Below are 18,718 nucleotides of genomic sequence, written 5' to 3'. Positions count from 1 at the left end.
GCTCCATCCTCCCGCCGTCTTTGTCCCCATCATATGAGGACAAGGGCAAGAATATGAATACTAAGCCATGGTTTCATCCTTGTTTTTCGTATTTAAACGTTAAAAAAAGAGCCAGAAATTCACATTCTGTCTCTTCATTCAATATATCCATTTATAACCTGTCGCTTCGGTATCCTAAGATTGAGCCGGAGCTTCAGTAGTCAAAACCGCTTTACGGGACAAGTTGATTCGACCTTGTGGGTCAATTTCCGTTACTTTTACCGTAATGGAATCACCGATGGCTACCACATCTTCGACTTTGGCAACACGTTCTGTTGACAGTTGTGAGATGTGTACCAGACCTTCTTTGTTCGGAAGTACTTCAACGAATGCACCGAATTTCTCAACGCGTTTTACTTTACCGACATAAATCTCGCCGACCAATACTTCGCGCACAATACCTTCGATAATCGCTTTGGCCTTATCATTCATCTCCTGGTTGGAAGAAGCGATAAAGACACGTCCATCCTGTTCAATATCAATCTTAACACCGGTTTCTTCGATGATTTTATTGATAATTTTACCACCTGCACCGATAACATCACGGATTTTGTCTGGATTGATATGCATCGTTGTAATTTTAGGCGCATATTGTGATAACTGCTCACGTGGCGTATTCATCACTTCAGTCATTTTGCTCAAGATGTGCAAACGACCTTCTTTGGCTTGAGCCAATGCTTCAGACAAAATTTGACGATCAATACCATCAATTTTGATGTCCATTTGAATCGCGGTTACACCTTCAGGTGTTCCGGCTACTTTGAAGTCCATGTCACCGAGGTGATCCTCCATACCTTGGATATCACTCAGAATGGATACATGATCTCCGTCTTTGATCAGACCCATAGCTACACCCGCAACTGGAGCTTTAATTGGTACTCCTGCATCCATCATAGCTAGTGTGCTGGCACAGATACTTGCCTGGGAAGTTGAACCGTTGGATTCCAGAACTTCTGATACCAGACGAATCGTGTATGGGAAGTCTGTTTCGGAAGGGATTACTTTGGAAAGCGCACGCTCACCCAGAGCACCATGTCCGATTTCGCGACGGCCTGGAGCACGCAATGGACGAGCTTCACCTACGCTGAATGGTGGGAAGTTATAGTGATGCATGAAACGTTTCGTTTCTTCAAGGCTAATTCCGTCCAAAATCTGAACATCGCCAAGTGCACCAAGTGTACAGATGCTAAGTGCTTGCGTTTGACCACGTGTGAACAAACCTGAACCGTGCGTACGTGGCAGCAGGGAAGTATCACATTCGATTGGACGAATCTCAGCAAGTCCACGTCCATCTGGACGAACTTTATCATGCGTAATCAGACGGCGCACTTCTTCTTTAACGATATCGTGCAGAACTTCCTTCACGTCTTTAAGCAATTCAGGACTTTCAATATATTTCTCTTCAAAGTGAGCAACAGTTTCGTCATTCACTACATCGATTGCATCTTGACGAGCATGCTTCTCGGCAATTTTAACGGCTTCAACCAGACGAGCACTTGCGAAATCACGCACACTGCTGTTGACTTCAGCATTAACGGCATGCAACTTAACAGCCATTTTTTCCTTACCAGCGACTTGCACGAGTTGTTCGATTACCGCAACAATGTTTTTGATCTCGTCATGTCCGAACATGATTGCTTCGAGCATCACTTCTTCCGGTAATTCGTTTGCTTCAGCCTCAACCATCATGATGGCATCCTTGGTTCCTGCAACCACCAGTTCAAGTTCACTGATTTCAAGCTGTGCAATCGTTGGGTTAATGATGAACTGGCCATCAATACGTCCAACTTTTACGCCACCAATTGGTCCGCTGAATGGAACATCCGAAATGCTCAATGCTGCTGATGTACCAATCATTGCAGCGATTTGCGGTTCGCAATCCTGGTCCACACTCATAACGATATTCAGAACTTGTACATCATTCCGGAAGCCTTCCGGGAATAAAGGACGAATTGGACGGTCTGTCAGACGGCTTGAAAGAATTGCTTTCTCACTCGGTCTGCCTTCACGTTTAATAAATCCACCCGGGATTTTACCTACGGCGTACAATCTTTCTTCATAGTTCACCGTTAATGGGAAAAAGTCCAGATCTTTCGGCTCACTTGATGCTGTCACGGTACACAATACAACGGTATCCCCGTATGTTACCTTAACGGCAGCATTAGCCTGCTTGGCCAAACGCCCAGTCTCAAGCGTAAGCTTTCTTCCACCAAGCTGCATTTCAACACGCTGTTCCATGAAACCCCTCCTTTTATTCGTTCCTAATTCAATGGATTCTGCATATTCACAGTATTTCCTGCTTGTCCTGCATTCATTAGCTATGTATGGATCTTTCAACATGCTAACCTGCACAACAAAAGCTCCTCACGGAGCCCCATCTACAAATATATGGCAACATGTTCATCTACAAAACAACCCGGCTGTAGGTTCCGCTTGTCCTTTTAGACAAAAGAATGACGGATAACAGCCAGGTTGGTTTTGAAAACATGTACGATAATTAACGACGCAATCCGAGTTTTTCGATCAGTGCGCTGTAACGTTTAACATCTTTGTTTTTCACGTAAGCCAAAAGCTTACGACGTTGACCTACCATTTTCAAAAGTCCACGACGTGAGTGGTGGTCTTTCTTATGCGTACGCAAGTGGTCTGTCAAACTTCTGATGTTTTCCGTAAGGATAGCAACTTGCACCTCTGGAGATCCTGTATCGGACTCGTGAGTTTTGTGCTCGTCGATCAGTTGTTGTTTACGTTCTTGAGTCAATGCCATCCTGTTCACCTCCTTCAATATAATCGCCATTAGCCTCGTCACCGCCGGTGAGAGCAAGCAACCAAGCCAAGGTTAATGTTGTCTCAATCGACAACGTAGTACAGTATATCATAATTGCCTAGTTAAAGTAAATGTAAACATGCATTTAATCCAGAACCTTTAAGATAACAGGCGGCCGGCAGTTAATGCATCTTCACGAATCTGGCTAATCAATGCATCAATAGAGTCAAACTTTCGTTCTGCACGAATATAGTGAACGAGCTCAACCTTTAGTTCCTGGTCATACAAGTGTCCGTCAAAATCAAGCAGGTGCACTTCAAACGTAGGTTTCATCCCGCTTTCGTGAAACGTAGGTTTCACACCTAGATTCATTACGCCGTGCAGTTCCTGTTCGCCATACTGCACACGAACAGCGTAAACACCCTTCGACGGGGTAACGTAATGATCCGTGAGTTCAAGGTTGGCTGTAGGAAATCCAATCGTTCGTCCACGCTTCTCCCCGTGAATGACGGTTCCTCTGATGCTGTAAGGTCGGCCAAGCCACTGACTGGCCTCATCCATCTCCCCACGCTTCAACAGGCCACGAATGAGAGAACTGCTCACTTTTTCACCATTTAACAAGAAAGGAGGAACGGTTTCCACCGTCATCTCTCCTTCTCCCAAAGTACGAAGAAGCTGTTCATCCCCTGCACCCTTATGACCGAAACGGAAGTCAAAACCCACCACTGCTGTTCGTGTCTGAAGAGGAATCAACAGGTCCTGTACGAATTGTTGTGGCGTCAACCGTGAGAAATCTGCATTGAACTCCACCACATAAAGTACATCAACGCCCATTCCTGCCAAGATGTCTTCTTTATCTCTCAAGGGAGTTAAATAACCCTCGTAATCCCCTTTGCGCATAACTTCCTTCGGATGTGGATGAAAGGTCATGACCGCTGCCTGCATGCCCGTTTCCCGTGCAATGCGGACAGCTGATAAAATGACACTTGCATGTCCGAGATGCAGTCCGTCGAATTGACCAATCGCAAGCACTTGCGGAAGTGTGCTCAGCTCAGTCGAATGTAACGTCTGCGGATAGGTTAGCATTACGGTTTTCACAATCATTCACCTGCATTTCACTAGATAGGCCAAGCTTGAGCATCACCACAACAGCTTCAAGCCCGAGACCTCTTTATTCCGGCAAAAAGACTTTAACTGCCCTCACCGTTGGTTTTAGTTCATCCCGTTCAAATATCCCCAGAAACGTATCATCCTGAGCATACAACCGTAACAAACCAGGTTGCTCTACAGGGGGTTCCAGAAGACGTGCAGACAGTTTCTGACCTTGAAGTGCTCCTTTGGCCTGTTCTTCTCCAACCTTGTGGGCCGGAATCGAAGCAATAGCCTCGTCAACAGGAATCAGCGCCTCCGCCAAAGTCCCATCAGCCATAAGTTGTTCCACTTCTTCAATACGAAGACAACGATCTGCAGAGATACCTGCCGATATTGTACGCTCCAGTCGAACCATGGTCGATGGATATCCGAGTTGTCGGCCGATATCTACACACAATGTCCGAATATAGGTACCTTTTGAACACAAGGCCCGGAAAGAAATATCGGTCGTCTCGCCCTGAGTCTCAATCCCTGTAAGCTCAAGCTCATAGATTGTGACCTCACGGCTCTTGCGCTCTACCGTTTTCCCTTCACGAGCAAGCTCATAAAGCCGTTTACCATCTACCTTAACCGCAGAATACATGGGTGGCACCTGAGAGATCGTGCCCAGAAACTGCTCAAGCACCTGTTGAACCTGATCCTGTGTGACTTCCACCGGTGTTTCAGCACGCTCAATGACTTCCCCTGTCATGTCCTCTGTGTCAGTAGCAAGTCCCAATCTAAGCGTAGCCAGATATTCCTTCGGAAGCTCCTGCATGTACTCCACCACGCGTGTCGCCCGTCCAAGACAGAGCGGCAAAACGCCTGTAACTTGTGGGTCCAGTGTGCCCGTATGACCAATGCGCTTCATCTTGAGAATGCGACGCATCTTGGCTACAACATCATGAGAAGTAAATCCCGCCGGTTTATATACCGGAAGTACACCTTCAAATGGCTTTACCATTGTGAATTCACCTGCTTTAGTACTTTTGCAACAATATCATCAAGACTGCCTTCCAGACGACATCCGGCTGCGAGCACATGCCCGCCTCCGCCAAAGGTCTGTGCTAATGCAGCAACATCAATCTTGCCAGCCGAACGCAGAGAAACCTTGACGGCGTTCTCGTTGATCACTTTGAAAAAGATACCTACTTCCACACCTTGAATGTTGCGCGGATAGTTCACTACCCCTTCAAGATCTTCGTTAGCTGCTCCGCAAGCTACCATATCATCTGGTGTAATAACAACCCAGGCTATCTTGCCATCATCTGTCATCTGCAGGCTTGATAGTGCCTGATTCAAAATCCGAATTTGTGGAAGAGTCACCTGCTCCAACAAGGTCTGAGCAAGATAGGGTCCATCCACGCCATGTTCAAGCAGTCTGGAGGCCGTTGTCATTACATTGGGACTGGTGTTGGCATAGCGGAAACCACCTGTATCCGTAAGCAATCCTGTATAAACTGCCGTCGCAACATCTTTATCCCATGTTACTTGGAACAGATTAAGAAAATCGAATAAAATTTCAGCCGTTGCAGCAGCATCTGACTTAATGATGTTGACTGTACCATAACCGTCATTCGTAGGGTGATGATCGATATTCAAAATAACAGCATCTTCTTCAAAATAATGACGCGTCAAACCTACTCTGGCAAAGTCAGCACAATCCACACAAATAACAGCTTTATATTTTCGCTGCGGTGGTTGTTCGGTCATGTTCACAATGTTGCCTGCTTCCCACAGAAATTGCATGCGCCCGGGGATTTCGCCTTCATTAATCATCGTGAATGTCTTACCCAGACATGACAGCAGCCAGCCCACCGTTACCGTCGAGCTGACTGCGTCACCGTCCGGCTGTACATGCGACACGACCAGGTAATCATCATGCTCCAGCAGAAATTGCTTTCCGGCCTGGAGCGCCTGTTCATAAGTGTGCATTGCCGTCTCCTCTATTCTGTTACTGGGATTCGTTCTTGTCGGAACCAATATCGCCAAGCAGCTTCTCAATTCGGCTACCATAAGCGATGGATTCGTCAATCTTGAATATCAACTCGGGAACATGACGAAACCGGATACGTTTGCCCAGCTCGGAACGCAAAAATCCATTTGCTTTTGCCAATGCTTTGAGCGAGTTATCTTTTTGTTCCTGTTCACCGAAGACACTTAGATAAACTTTGGCTTGCGACAAGTCTCCTGTCACTTCGACTCCCGTTACCGTAATAAAGCCGATACGTGGGTCCTTCAGTTCAGACTGGATGAGCAAACTCAATTCTTTCTTGATCTGCTCGCCCACTCTACCTGTACGAATCTTAGCCATTGTTGTTCACCTCATGCTTCCTTGCTTATCGTTGTACTGTCTCCATAATGAAGGCTTCGATAACGTCGCCCTCTTTGAGATCATTGTATTTATCCAGTGTGATACCGCACTCGTAGCCTTGGGCTACTTCTTTGGCATCATCTTTATAACGTTTCAGGGAATCCAGCTTACCTTCGTAAAGGACGATGCCATCACGAATCAGGCGTGCTTCCGCAGAACGCGTAATTTTACCCGAGGTAACCATACAACCAGCGATGGTACCCACTTTACTGATGGAGAACGTGCTACGAACTTCAGCATGACCGATAACTTTTTCTTTGTAGATCGGATCAAGCATTCCTTTCATCGCTTGTTCAATTTCTTCGATAACACTGTAGATTACGCGATGCAGACGAACGTCTACTTGCTCTTGATCTGCAGTTGTTTTCGCCTGGTTATCAGGACGAACGTTGAAACCAATCACGATGGCATTGGATGCTGCAGCCAAAATGATGTCGGACTCAGTGATTGCACCAGCTCCGCTATGAATGATTTTCACGCGAACACCTTCAACTTCGATCTTCGCGAGGGAACCTTTCAATGCTTCAACCGAACCTTGCACGTCACCTTTGATGATAACGTTCAAATCTTTGATCTCGCCATCTTTGATATGTTGGAACAGATCATCCAACGTTACGCGAGTATGTGTCCCCAGATCGGATTCACGTTGCGTAATCGCACGTTTGTCAGCGATGGAACGCGCTTTGCGCTCATCTTCAAACACCATGAATGGATCTCCAGCACCTGGAACTTCAGTTAGACCTGTGATCTCTACAGGTGTTGAAGGTCCAGCCTCTTTCAGACGACGACCTTTATCATTGACCATCGCACGGACACGACCGAAGCAGTTACCTGCTACGAAAGCATCTCCGACTTTCAATGTACCGTGCTGTACGAGGATACGGGCAACTGGGCCACGTCCTTTATCCAGCTCGGCTTCGATCACTGTACCACGGGCACGTTTGTCCGGGTTCGCTTTGTATTCGTTCACTTCTGCAACGAGCAGAATCATTTCAAGCAGACCTTCCAGACCCATTCTTTGTTTCGCAGACACGTTAACAAAGATGGTATCTCCGCCCCACTCTTCCGGAACGAGTTCATAGTTAGTCAATTCTTGTTTTACTTTATCCGGATCAGCACCCGGTTTATCGATTTTATTGACAGCTACGATAATTGGAAGCCCAGCAGCTTTGGCATGGTTAATGGCCTCAACCGTTTGTGGCATAACACCGTCATCAGCAGCTACGACAATAATTGTAATATCCGTAACCTGTGCTCCACGCGCACGCATCGCTGTAAACGCTTCGTGACCCGGAGTATCCAGGAACGTAATTTTCTTGTTGTTGATTTCAACTTGATATGCACCGATGTGTTGCGTGATTCCGCCTGCTTCGCCGCCTGTTACATTCGTAGAACGAATGGCATCAAGCAATGTAGTTTTACCATGGTCAACGTGTCCCATGATGGTTACTACTGGAGGACGAGACTGCAAATCTGCAGGATCATCATTCTCTTCCAGTGTTTCGAAACGGTCATCTTCGAGCACAATCTTCACTTCAACTTCAACACCGAACTCTCCAGCAAGCAGCAGAATTGTTTCGATATCAAGTTCTTGGTTGATTGTTGCCATAACGCCCATCGCGATGAGTTTTTTGATAACTTCGGAAGCATCCTTATGGAGCAACTTCGCTGTTTCACCTACGGTCATATCACCACGAACGATGATTTTCTTAGGTGTGTTATCAATTTTCTCACGTTGCTGGTACTGTTGTTGATTTCTGTTGCGGTTGTTCTTACCACCACGGTTACCACGGAAGTTGCCACCACGATTGTCATCATAACGACGTCCACCGCCACCGCTGTTTGAACGGTTGCCACTATTGTTGTTGTTGCCAGTAGTACCACCTGGGCCGCTTCTGCGTTGGCCTTGTCCTTGGCTCTGACCTTGACCACCGCTACGGTTGCCGCCAGTACCTGTATTACCACCGCTGTTAGGTCCGGAAGTTCTTACTTGACCGCCACCGCTGTTATTCGGACGTTGACCCGTTCCTTGCGGACGGGATGCAGTACTGCTTTGTCCGCCTTGAGCTGGTCTTGGACGGTTAGTTGATTGTCCTCCTTGGCTTGAGCCTTGGGAAGAGTTCGTTCTGTTGCGGCTGTCTTGGCCGCTGGGTCTTTGGGTGCCATTGTTATTGTTGGAATTTGGTCTATTGTTCATACCTACCTGCTTTTCCTGTTGTATTTTTGTTTGTACGGGACTACCGGATGGGTTACTGCTATTCGGCGTGTTCACTCCGCCGGCCGGCTTGTTGCTGTCCACTGTTTTGTCACTGCGTACTGCCGAAGTAGCAACTGGTTTTGCTTCGTTGCCTTGTTTGGAAGCAGCAGTGGATTTTATATCTTTAAAAAATTGTTCCACCTTACCCACTGAACCATTCTCCATGACACTCATATGATTGTTTACGGGAATTTCCAGTTTTTTAAGAATGGTTATAATTTCTTTACTACTCATATTAAGGGACTTCGCATATTCATAAACTCGCAATTTATCCTTGTTTTCCTGTTTACTCAATATACTCCACCTCCGACATTATACCGACTTGCTTGGAGATCATTTTTGCAAACCCTCGATCCGTTACTGCAAGAACAACACGCGTGTCTTTACCGATACTTGAACCCAGACTATCCCGGTCAAATCCGATCAACAGAGGAACCTTATATGTTCCGCATTTATCGCGAAATTTCTTTTGTGTATTGGCTGAGGCGTCACCCGCAACAATAACCATTTTAGCTTCGGAAGAACGGATCGCTTTAAGTACAATTTCTTCACCTGTTACAAGTTTACCTGCACGCATAGAGAGTCCCAGATAAGACAGCGTTTTAATATTAGTCATGTTCACGCTCCTGTGCTGCTTTGAATTCATCCTCAACCGCGATGAAGTCAGCTGCTAGTTGCTCGTAAATTTCAGGTGAGACTTTGCCTTTTAACGCCCGATCCAAAGCCCGGTTTTTGAGTGCGAGCTTAAAACAGGACTCTTTGCCGCATAAATAGGCACCACGTCCGGATTTTTTGCCAGTCAAATCGATCAGCACTTCATCCTCTGGCGTTTTAACGATGCGAATCAGCTGCTTTTTGGGCATCATTTCCTGGCATGCCACACATTTGCGCAGCGGCACTTTTTTTGGTTTCATACGTCAGCGCCCCCCGTACTTTACTTTAGTCGACGGAGACGGAATCCTGATGCATTTCAGAAGAAGAATCTTTTTCTCTGCCGAATTCCTGTTCCGCCTGGCTCTCGCTCTTAATGTCGATTTTCCAGCCGGTTAATTTGGCTGCCAATCTGGCATTTTGGCCTTTGATACCAATTGCGAGCGACAGTTGATAGTCCGGAACGATAACCCGAGCCATCTTTTCTTCCTCAAATACATGAACTTCCAATACTTTGGAAGGGCTCAGTGCATTAGCAACATATTCGTCTACCTGATCGGAGAAACGAACGATGTCGATTTTTTCACCGCGCAGCTCACCCACAATGGTCTGCACGCGCATTCCCTTAGGACCTACACAAGATCCAACTGGATCAACTTCCTCGTTGCGGGAATGTACGGCAATCTTGGAGCGGAACCCTGCTTCGCGAGCGACGGAGCGAATTTCAACAACACCGTCAAAGATCTCAGGCACTTCCAGTTCAAAGAGACGTTTCAAGAGGCCCGGATGGGTACGGGACAAAATGATTTGCGGCCCTTTAGTCGTATTCTCGACCTTGGTGATATACGCCTTAATACGGTCACCATGAACAAACTTCTCGTTCGGCATCAATTCGGTCAGCGGTAAAGCCGCTTCGATTTTGCCCAGATCGATGTAGATATTGCGCAAATCCTGACGCTGCACCACTCCCGTAACGATATCTTCTTCCTTATCTACGAAAGCGTTGTAGATCAGGCCGCGTTCGGCTTCACGAATCCGCTGGGTCACTACCTGTTTGGCAGTCTGTGCGGCGATACGGCCGAAATCACGCGGCGTAACTTCAATCTCCGCAATATCTTCCAGCTGGAAGTGTGGGTTGATTTCTCGTGCAGCAGGCAATGAAATTTCGGTACGTGAATCCAGGACTTCTTCCACGATCAATTTGCGGGCATACACCCGAATAACTCCCGTATTACGGTTCATGTCAACACGCACATTCTGGGCCGTGTTGAAATTCCGCTTGTAGCTGGAAATTAGTGCAGCCTCGATCGCTTCAAACAGCACGTCCTTGCTGATCCCTTTTTCCCGTTCCAATTCATTCATTGCTTCAATAAAATCCATACTCATGAATGTTGATCCCCCTTTCAAACATGGCATCTCATACGTAAAACGGCGAAAGGCTCTGAACTCATGAGCACCTTGCCGTTATCGTGAGATGTGTCTTTTTCATTAATAAAGTGAACAAGGCACTTAAAACAAAATAGCTAGGCGCGCACTGGCAACCTTATCATAAGAAATGGCATGCTGTTTTTTGCCTGCTTCGATCACGAGTTCCCCGTCATCAAAGGAAAGCAGCTTGCCTTCAAATTCCTTCAATCCGTTCACCGGCTCGTAGGTTGTAACAAAAACATTTTTGCCTACAGCTTTGGTAACGTCCTCAGGTTTTTTCAGTGGACGCTCCGCACCGGGAGAAGACACTTCAAGGAAATAGATGGTTGGAATCGGATCGTTCTCATCCAGCTTGGCGCTCAGCTTTTCGCTGATCAAGACGCAATCGTCGATGTCGATGCCACCCTCTTTGTCGACATACACCCGTAAAAACCAGTTGCTGCCTTCTTTGACGTATTCGATGTCAACCAGCTCGAAGCCTTGTTCGTTCAAGTAGGGTTGGATCATTTCTTCCACGGTAGATTTAATGTTCGTTGTGCTCAAAACCAATAACCTCCAACTTAGGTTACACCAGCAAAAAAGCACTGGCAGATTATTCAATACCCAAGATTCTTGTATACCAAAGACTAAAGAGTGGGTTTCCCCACTCTTTAGAAATTCGTACTATCTCGTTCACTTCAAAAATTATAACATAGTCTGGTAATAGTGACAAGTAAGCGATGATTCAGTCGGTTTACTTACTAATGAAGGAAAAATTATGTTCCCTCCATCAATCACCATTTTTAAGATCCAAATCCAATCCTAGAAAAGGGAAAGCTGGTTGCTCTCTGGCAAGCCACGGAAACATCCCATATTCGACAGCAGTTCAACAATGGTCTTACTTGCTTTCGACTTCTGCTGGAAGTCCTCAACCGACAGAAACTCACCATGATCTCTTGCTGCAGCAATGTTGCGAGCAGCATTATCCCCGATTCCTGCCAACGCTGAAAATGGAGGGATTAGTGATTTTCCGTCAACGATGAACTTCGTCGCTTCCGAGCGGTATAAGTCAATGGATTTCAGCGAGAATCCGCGTGCTGCCATTTCCAGACCCATTTCCAGGACAGGCAACATGTTTTTCTCTTTCGGAGGTGCCTGGAAGCCTAATTGCTCAATCTCCGTAATTTTTCGATAGATCGCGTCATATCCCTGACACATCAGTTCGATATCAATCTCATCCGCCCGAACGGTAAAGTAGGTTGCGTAATATTCAATCGGATGATATAGCTTGAAGAACGCCGTACGTACTGCTGAAATAACATAAGCGGCCGCGTGAGCCTTCGGGAACATGTACTGGATTTTGAGACACGAATCAATGTACCATTGAGGCACTTTACAATTCTTCATCTCGTCAATCCATTCCTGTGGTAGACCCCGTCCCTTACGAACGCTCTCAGTAATTTTAAATGCCAGACTTGCGTCCATTCCCGTTTTATAGATTAGGAATAACATGATGTCATCCCGACAACCGATTACCGTCTTAATGTTACACGTTCCGTTCTTAATTAGATCCTGAGCGTTTCCAAGCCATACCCCTGTACCATGGGACAATCCGGAAATTTGCAGTAAATCGGCAAAAGACGTCGGCTGGGATTCAACAAGCATCTGACGTACAAACTTCGTTCCCATCTCCGGCACGCCAAACGTCGCGACTGGCGACCTAATCTGTTCCGGTGTAACACCCAAAGCTTCAGTTGAGTTAAACATACTCATGACTTTGGGATCATTCATTGGAATGGTCGTTGGGTCGACCCCTGTCAAATCCTGCAACATCCGCATCATCGTTGGATCATCGTGCCCCAGAATATCAAGTTTCAGCAAATTTTCTTCAAAAGCATGATAATCAAAGTGTGTTGTTTTCCACTCCGCATTAACATCATCAGCCGGGAACTGAACAGGTGTAACATCTTCGACCTCGATATAATCAGGTACTACGACAATACCGCCGGGATGCTGTCCAGTGCTCCGTTTTACGCCTGTACACCCCGAAGCCAATCGATTCAATTCAGCTCCGCGCCATTTCTTGTGATGTTCTTCCTCATATTTCTTGGCAAAACCAAATGCCGTCTTCTCAGCGACCGTACCAATGGTCCCCGCACGGAAAACACTCTTCTCACTAAATAGTACTTTCGTATAGTTATGAGCATGAGGTTGATAATCACCAGAGAAGTTCAAGTCAATATCGGGAACTTTATCTCCTTTAAATCCAAGGAAGGTCTCAAACGGGATATCTTGGCCTTCTCCTTTAAGCGTGCCACCACAATTCGGACATTCTTTCTCAGGAAGGTCAAATCCACTCCGAACACTACCATCCAGGAACCACTCGCTGTGTTTGCACTCCGGATTCACACAAATATAATGAGCAGGTAGTGGATTAACCTCGGAAATACCCAGGAATGTAGCAACGACAGAGGAGCCTACCGATCCCCGCGAACCTACGAGATAACCATCCTGATTCGATTTTTTAACCAAACGTTCCGAGATCAGATAGTTGGCAGAAAAACCATATTTAATAATTGGAATGAGTTCTTTCTCTAGTCGTGCCACGATTACTTCTGGTAATTCCTCGCCATAAATGGACTTGGCAGTGTTATAGCAGGTATTACGGATTTCTTCGTCCGCACCCTCCAGAATCGGAGTAAATAGTTTGTCCGGGAATAATTTAATTTCCTCGAATCGGTCAGACAACTCCACCGTATTTGTAACAACGACTTCGTATGCTTTTTCTTGGCCTAGGAACTGGAACTCTTCCAGCATTTCCTCTGTCGTTCTAAAATGTGCATCCGGTTTACGTTGATCTTTCAATGGACTAAATCCTGTAATTCCGTGAATGGTGATATCCCGATATAACTTGTCACGCGGCTCCAGATAGTGCACGTTACCTGTGGCTATGACCGGTTTGTTAAGCTTTGCACCTATATCAATGACTTTACGGATCGCTGTTTTGATCTCTTCGGGTGTAGCCACCAGACCTTTATCCACCAAATGCATATACATTGTAAGTGGTTGGATCTCCAGTATGTCATAGAACTCGGCGATCTCTTCCGCTTCTTCAAGTGATTTGTTAAGTACCGCTTCGAAAAACTCACCTTTTTCACAGCCCGATATAACAACAAGGCCTTCACGCAAATTAATCAGTTTTGATTTGGGAATGCACGGTACCCGCTTGAAATGTTCAGTATGAGAGAGAGATACCAGCTTATATAGATTTTTCTTACCGATATCATTCAGTGCATAGATTCCACAATGGAAAGGTCTTGTATTCGACAAGTCGACACCCACATAATCATTCAAACGATCGAGCCTCGTCAAACCTTTCATCTGTGCAGCATCATTTAGCAGTCCAATCAGGATACCCGCGAGTGCAACAGTATCATCAATGGCCCGGTGATGGCTTTCGAGTCCAACCTTATATTTATCCGCCATCGTATTCAGACGGTGGTTCTTATTTTTCGGAAATAACAATCGCGCCAGTTCCAACGTATCAAGGACCGGGTTAGGAAGCTCCGGCATTCCAATTTGCTTCAAGGATGCCTGAATGAAGCCCATATCAAAACGTGCATTATGGGCAACAAGTACACCATCTCCCGCAAACTGCACAAAATCACGAATAACAGGCTCAAGTTCAGGTGCATCTTTTACCATGTCATCATTAATATTCGTCAATTGCTGAATGTTGTAGGGAATGCGTTCATGCGGATTGACAAACGTCGCAAACCGGTCGATTTCTTTGCCATCTTGCATCTTCACGGCAGCAATCTCAATAATTTTGTTCTGCGTTACCGAAAGACCTGTGGTCTCGATATCAAATACGATGTATGTCGCGGTTTGCAGATCCAAAGGCTGCGGAGCCATTACAACTGCGACAGAGTCATTCACGACATTAGCCTCAAGGCCGTAGATCATTTTAATTCCATTTTTCTTAGCAGCCTTGGATGCCTCGGGATATACCTGCACTCCACCATGGTCACTGACAGCAATAGCCTTATGTCCCCACTCCGCTGCCATTTTCACGTATTTGTCAATTGAAGTTACAGCATCCATGGTACTCATCGTAGAGTGCAGATGGAACTCCACCCGTTTCTCTGGTGCATTGTCTTTGCGAGACGGCGGTGCTTTGACTTCAATCAGATCGGATGGAATCATCGCGAGTTCAGGAATTTGCATAAACCGGTCATATTCTACACGACCACGCACTTTGACCCACTTACCGTTTGCCAGCAAACTGAGAATTTTAACATCCTCTTTTGTTTTGGCAAACATCTTCATTTGCATGGAGTCCGTAAAGTCGGTCAAATAGAAGGTAAACAACGTATTGCCGTTTCGCAGTTCTTTGCGATCCAGACCAAACACCGTACCTTGAAGCGTAACCTTTTTCTCTTCATCCTGGATTTCCTGCATAGGTACTGCTGGCTCCTTGATATCGTAACCCATCTGCAAACGCAGATCCCCCTGCTCCTCATCCACCGGGATTTCTGTATCCACTTCACTCATCATCTTTTCGATGACCTCAAGTTCCTCAACACGCTTTTGGGCCTGGAACTGTTCCATGGCCTCTTTATTGCTCTCCACTTCGCCTACTTGCATCTTGATGCGGAGCGGTAAATGAAAGTATTTTTCATAGAACGTCTTAATGGCCTGATCAATCTGTTTCTTACGAGCCAATTCCATTGACGTTGCATCACTCATCGTCAGTTGCAGGAGATCTGCTTCACATTCAAACGTAGTCCGGTTCATCCAACCATTCACGGATGGAATCTCACGTGTAACCCACTCCCGAAACAAATTCCAATATTCACTAACGATATCGCCATTCTGTACCTTGTCCGTATATTTAAAGCCAAATGAAATTTTGGCAATATGATTCAACTTCTCTTGAATATGCAGACAAAATGTGCGATAGATTGGAGCCGGTACCAATGTATCCTTCGCAATCAGAATATTCCATTCCCGATTACTTCGATTGGTCTCTACTTGTTCAATCCATCCATCCAAAAAATAGGGCTCTAACAGACCAGCCGGAAGCTCTGCCTGTTTCATCAACAACTCAAACCGTTTTCTCTTCTCCTCGAATCCGCTCATCGTGTTCCTCCTTGTACCCCCTTAAAGCATGAAAAGCCCCTGCATTCAAAAATGTCACCGATCCGAACTCGCACCGACTCATTTTATCCGACAGAAGCTCCCCACTCATTACTCAACTGGTGAAAAAGTGCTCTTCGTCAGGTTATCCTGACTTAATACGCTCTTGCAAACACAACCGTGTGTTCAGCCTTTTCACCACAAGCCAGGCACGTATGCTTTTCTTCCGCAGGCTGGAACGGAATGTTCCGGCTTGTTGCACCAGTGACTTCTCTTACTTTATCTTCGCAAGCTTCTGAACCGCACCATCCAGCCAGAGTAAACCCGCGTTTATTTTCCATCAGTTCTTTCATCTCATCGAGTGTATCCACAGAGTAGAAGTTATCCGACATAAATGTGCGAGCACGCTCTAACATATCTACCTGAATCTGTGCCAGCATAGACTGGATTTCTTCTACCAAGTTCGCTTGTTCTACAACTTTTTTCTCACCTGTGATCCGTGATACAAGTACACAAACACCATTTTCCATATCCCGTGGACCAATCTCCAGACGAATCGGAACACCGCGCATCTCATATTCATTGAATTTCCAACCTGGGCGAACATCACTGCGATCATCCATTTTTACACGGACTCCAGCTTTTTTCAACTCAGTGAACAACTCATCTGCACGCCCAACCACAGCATCACGCGTTTTCGGAGGTCCAATTGGGATCATGACCACTTGTGTCGGTGCGACTTTAGGAGGAAGTACGAGACCACGATCATCTCCGTGTACCATAATTAACGCACCGATCAAACGTGTGCTTACTCCCCATGAAGTGGTGTAAGCCAGCTCCAGCACATTGTTCCGGCTAAGATATTGAATTTCAAATGCTTTTGCAAAGTTAGTCCCCATGTAGTGAGATGTACCTGCTTGTACAGCACGTCCATCCTTCATCATGGCTTCGATCGAGTACGTATCCACCGCACCCGCAAACTTCTCGGATTTGGTTTTCTGACCCACAATTACAGGAATAGCCAGGTACTCTTCAACGACTTCACGATAAATCTCAAGCATTTTCATCGTTTCTTCACGTGCTTCTTCTTCGGTCTCATGCGCAGTATGACCTTCCTGCCACAGGAACTCACTTGTGCGAAGGAAAGGCAACGTTCTTTTTTCCCAACGAACTACGTTAGCCCATTGGTTGATCAGTACCGGAAGATCCCGATACGACTGAATCCACTTGGAATACATGTGACCAATAATCGTTTCGGATGTAGGCCGGATTGCCAGACGTTCTTCCAGCTTCTCTCCGCCAGCTTCCGTAACCCATGGTAATTCAGGGTTAAAACCTTCCACATGCTCTTTTTCCTTTTGAAAGAAGCTCTCAGGAATGAACATCGGGAAATACGCATTGCGATGACCCGTTTCCCGGAAACGACGATCCAACTCATCCTTAATATGTTCCCAGATTTCAAATCCGTCTGGTTTGAACACAATACAACCGCGTACGGGTGCATAGTCCATGAGATCAGCTTTTTTGATAACATCAATATACCAGCGTGAGAAATCCTCACCCTGTGGTGTGATTTCGGTCACGAACTGTTTATCATTTTCCTTTGACATAAGACTCCAGCGTCCTCCCATAACGACTACACTCTGAGAGAAAAGTTCAGAGCGTAGTCCAACCGTAATTATCCGTTAATTAAACGTAATATATCATTATACGTTACTGCCAGCATCAAGACGAACAACATCGCAAACCCGATGAAATGAACCATACCTTCGCGATTGGGATCAACTGGTCTGCCGCGCAGCGCTTCAATTCCCAAAAATACCAGGCGGCTACCGTCCAGTGCAGGTATTGGTAGCAGATTGAATATCCCAAGATACAAACTCAAAATCGCTGCCCATCTCGTTAACTGTTCAATCCCTTGCTTAGCAATTTGCCCTGTTACTTCAAATGTACGAACCGGACCACCAATATCATCCATGTTGAATTGATTGATCAGATGTTTAAAACCTTCAAATATCACTTTGGTTGTATCAACCATGGCCACGCCTGAGACTTTAAATGTCTCTGCAAATCCGACAGATCGGGTTGGTAGCGTAGGTACGATCCCCACTTTACCGCCTTCTTGTCCTTCTACAGTACGTGGAGTAATCGTTATATTAAACGTATCCGAACCCCGGCGCAGCGTCCATTCCATCGGCTTGTCTTTGGATTCGGCAATCATCGACACCATTTTTTGTGAATCTGTACCAATAGCAGTACCATTGATCGTCTCGATAATATCGCCCTTTTGCAGGTTCGCCTGATCGGCTGCCCCGCCTTCAAGCACTTCACCAATTTCAAGATTTTTAGGATTCTCCACTGGAACTCCTGCCATCTGCGCATATACAGCAAACAGCACAAAGGCCAAAATAAAGTTCATCAGGGGGCCCGCAAAAATAGCTAATGCACGCTGTCCAACCGTTTTGCTTCCGAATTGACGATCTTTCGGTGCAATCTGCGTTTGTTTACCACGACTTACCAACATCGCTTGGGGATGTATTCGGTACTCCTGAATTTCACCATCTACATCAAGTTGAAGCTTCAGGGCACTCTCCATGTCAATGGAGATGACTTCACCACGTATTACATTTTTACGGTTATCCAGCTGGTCCAGATAGATCATCTTCACCTGGTCATCCACTGATCTTACCGCAATGGTCTGTCCTTCCTGGATCTCTACCAGTTCCGGATCTTCCCCTGCCATCCGTGCATATCCACCAAAAGGCAACAAACGCAATGTAAACTGGGTCTCGTTTCTTTTATATGAGAACAATTTGGGACCAAAACCGATCGCAAATTCCCGTACAAGAATACCGGCGCGTTTGGCAAAATAATAATGCCCCCATTCATGAACCGTCACGATGACAAAGAACATGAGCACCGTTAGAAATACCACTTGTATGGTTTCCAATCC

General features: G+C 46.0%; 14 protein-coding genes. All 14 read right to left on the bottom strand.

The genetic code is table 11. The features are described 5' to 3' along the window. Positions 1-174 precede the first annotated feature (174 nt). The 14 genes from pnp to rseP all read right to left on the bottom strand — a co-directional run bounded on the left by pnp (position 175) and on the right by rseP (position 18,715). A complete protein-coding gene (gene pnp, locus NKT06_RS11370; RefSeq protein ID WP_253433869.1) occupies positions 175-2,277 on the bottom strand; it encodes a polyribonucleotide nucleotidyltransferase in 2,103 nt (700 codons plus the stop codon). Positions 2,278-2,536: 259 nt separating this feature from the next. After that, positions 2,537-2,806 (bottom strand): 30S ribosomal protein S15, encoded by a 270-nt coding sequence (gene rpsO / locus NKT06_RS11365; protein ID WP_056700672.1) that lies wholly within the window; start codon positions 2,804-2,806, stop codon positions 2,537-2,539. 159 nt (positions 2,807-2,965) lie between these two features. After that, positions 2,966-3,904: a bifunctional riboflavin kinase/FAD synthetase gene (locus NKT06_RS11360; protein ID WP_442030716.1), complete on the bottom strand. Its 939-nt coding sequence runs from the start codon at positions 3,902-3,904 to the stop codon at positions 2,966-2,968. Positions 3,905-3,977: 73 nt separating this feature from the next. Continuing rightward, positions 3,978-4,901: a tRNA pseudouridine(55) synthase TruB gene (truB, locus tag NKT06_RS11355; protein ID WP_253433865.1), complete on the bottom strand. Its 924-nt coding sequence runs from the start codon at positions 4,899-4,901 to the stop codon at positions 3,978-3,980. After that, positions 4,895-5,872 (bottom strand): DHH family phosphoesterase, encoded by a 978-nt coding sequence (locus tag NKT06_RS11350; protein ID WP_253433862.1) that lies wholly within the window; start codon positions 5,870-5,872, stop codon positions 4,895-4,897. The genes truB and NKT06_RS11350 overlap by 7 nt, the downstream gene beginning before the upstream one ends. A 19-nt stretch (positions 5,873-5,891) precedes the next feature. Further along, positions 5,892-6,251 (bottom strand): 30S ribosome-binding factor RbfA, encoded by a 360-nt coding sequence (gene rbfA / locus NKT06_RS11345; RefSeq protein WP_062833829.1) that lies wholly within the window; start codon positions 6,249-6,251, stop codon positions 5,892-5,894. 25 nt (positions 6,252-6,276) lie between these two features. Further along, a complete protein-coding gene (gene infB / locus NKT06_RS11340) occupies positions 6,277-8,862 on the bottom strand; it encodes a translation initiation factor IF-2 (RefSeq protein ID WP_253433858.1) in 2,586 nt (861 codons plus the stop codon). Continuing rightward, positions 8,855-9,184: a L7Ae/L30e/S12e/Gadd45 family ribosomal protein gene (locus NKT06_RS11335; protein ID WP_017689142.1), complete on the bottom strand. Its 330-nt coding sequence runs from the start codon at positions 9,182-9,184 to the stop codon at positions 8,855-8,857. The genes infB and NKT06_RS11335 overlap by 8 nt, the downstream gene beginning before the upstream one ends. After that, complete coding sequence (gene rnpM, locus NKT06_RS11330) at positions 9,177-9,482, bottom strand: RNase P modulator RnpM (RefSeq protein ID WP_017689143.1); 306 nt, start codon at positions 9,480-9,482, stop codon at positions 9,177-9,179. The genes NKT06_RS11335 and rnpM overlap by 8 nt, the downstream gene beginning before the upstream one ends. Before the next feature lie 25 nt (positions 9,483-9,507). After that, positions 9,508-10,605 carry a transcription termination factor NusA gene (gene nusA / locus NKT06_RS11325; protein ID WP_062833827.1) on the bottom strand — a complete coding sequence of 366 codons (1,098 nt, stop codon included), beginning with the start codon at positions 10,603-10,605 and terminating at the stop codon, positions 9,508-9,510. A 123-nt stretch (positions 10,606-10,728) separates the two neighbouring features. Then, the gene (gene rimP, locus NKT06_RS11320) at positions 10,729-11,190 is read right to left on the bottom strand and encodes a ribosome maturation factor RimP (protein ID WP_062833826.1); all 462 of its coding nucleotides are present in this window, start codon (positions 11,188-11,190) and stop codon (positions 10,729-10,731) included. Positions 11,191-11,448: 258 nt separating this feature from the next. After that, a complete protein-coding gene (locus NKT06_RS11315; protein ID WP_253433855.1) occupies positions 11,449-15,768 on the bottom strand; it encodes a PolC-type DNA polymerase III in 4,320 nt (1,439 codons plus the stop codon). A 152-nt stretch (positions 15,769-15,920) separates the two neighbouring features. Beyond that, a complete protein-coding gene (gene proS, locus NKT06_RS11310; RefSeq protein ID WP_253433852.1) occupies positions 15,921-17,375 on the bottom strand; it encodes a proline--tRNA ligase in 1,455 nt (484 codons plus the stop codon). A gap of 68 nt (positions 17,376-17,443) precedes the next feature. Beyond that, positions 17,444-18,715, bottom strand: coding sequence for an RIP metalloprotease RseP (rseP, locus tag NKT06_RS11305; RefSeq protein ID WP_253433848.1), 1,272 nt, complete (start codon positions 18,713-18,715; stop codon positions 17,444-17,446). Between the last annotated feature and the right edge of the window lie 3 nt (positions 18,716-18,718).

Origin of the sequence: Paenibacillus sp. 1781tsa1 (assembly GCF_024159265.1) — a bacterium.
Lineage (GTDB): Bacteria > Bacillota > Bacilli > Paenibacillales > Paenibacillaceae > Paenibacillus.
This window is presented reverse-complemented; position numbering and strand designations above follow the sequence as displayed.

Bases quoted from the DNA above. Each gene is read 5' to 3' on its own strand.
- pnp (WP_253433869.1), bottom strand. From the start codon at position 2,277: ATGGAACAGCGTGTTGAAATGCAGCTTGGTGGAAGAAAGCTTACGCTT.
- rpsO (WP_056700672.1), bottom strand. From the start codon at position 2,806: ATGGCATTGACTCAAGAACGTAAACAACAACTGATCGACGAGCACAAA.
- truB (WP_253433865.1), bottom strand. From the start codon at position 4,901: ATGGTAAAGCCATTTGAAGGTGTACTTCCGGTATATAAACCGGCGGGA.
- NKT06_RS11350 (WP_253433862.1), bottom strand. From the start codon at position 5,872: ATGCACACTTATGAACAGGCGCTCCAGGCCGGAAAGCAATTTCTGCTG.
- rbfA (WP_062833829.1), bottom strand. From the start codon at position 6,251: ATGGCTAAGATTCGTACAGGTAGAGTGGGCGAGCAGATCAAGAAAGAA.
- NKT06_RS11335 (WP_017689142.1), bottom strand. From the start codon at position 9,184: ATGACTAATATTAAAACGCTGTCTTATCTGGGACTCTCTATGCGTGCA.
- rnpM (WP_017689143.1), bottom strand. From the start codon at position 9,482: ATGAAACCAAAAAAAGTGCCGCTGCGCAAATGTGTGGCATGCCAGGAA.
- nusA (WP_062833827.1), bottom strand. From the start codon at position 10,605: ATGAGTATGGATTTTATTGAAGCAATGAATGAATTGGAACGGGAAAAA.
- NKT06_RS11315 (WP_253433855.1), bottom strand. From the start codon at position 15,768: ATGAGCGGATTCGAGGAGAAGAGAAAACGGTTTGAGTTGTTGATGAAA.
- proS (WP_253433852.1), bottom strand. From the start codon at position 17,375: ATGTCAAAGGAAAATGATAAACAGTTCGTGACCGAAATCACACCACAG.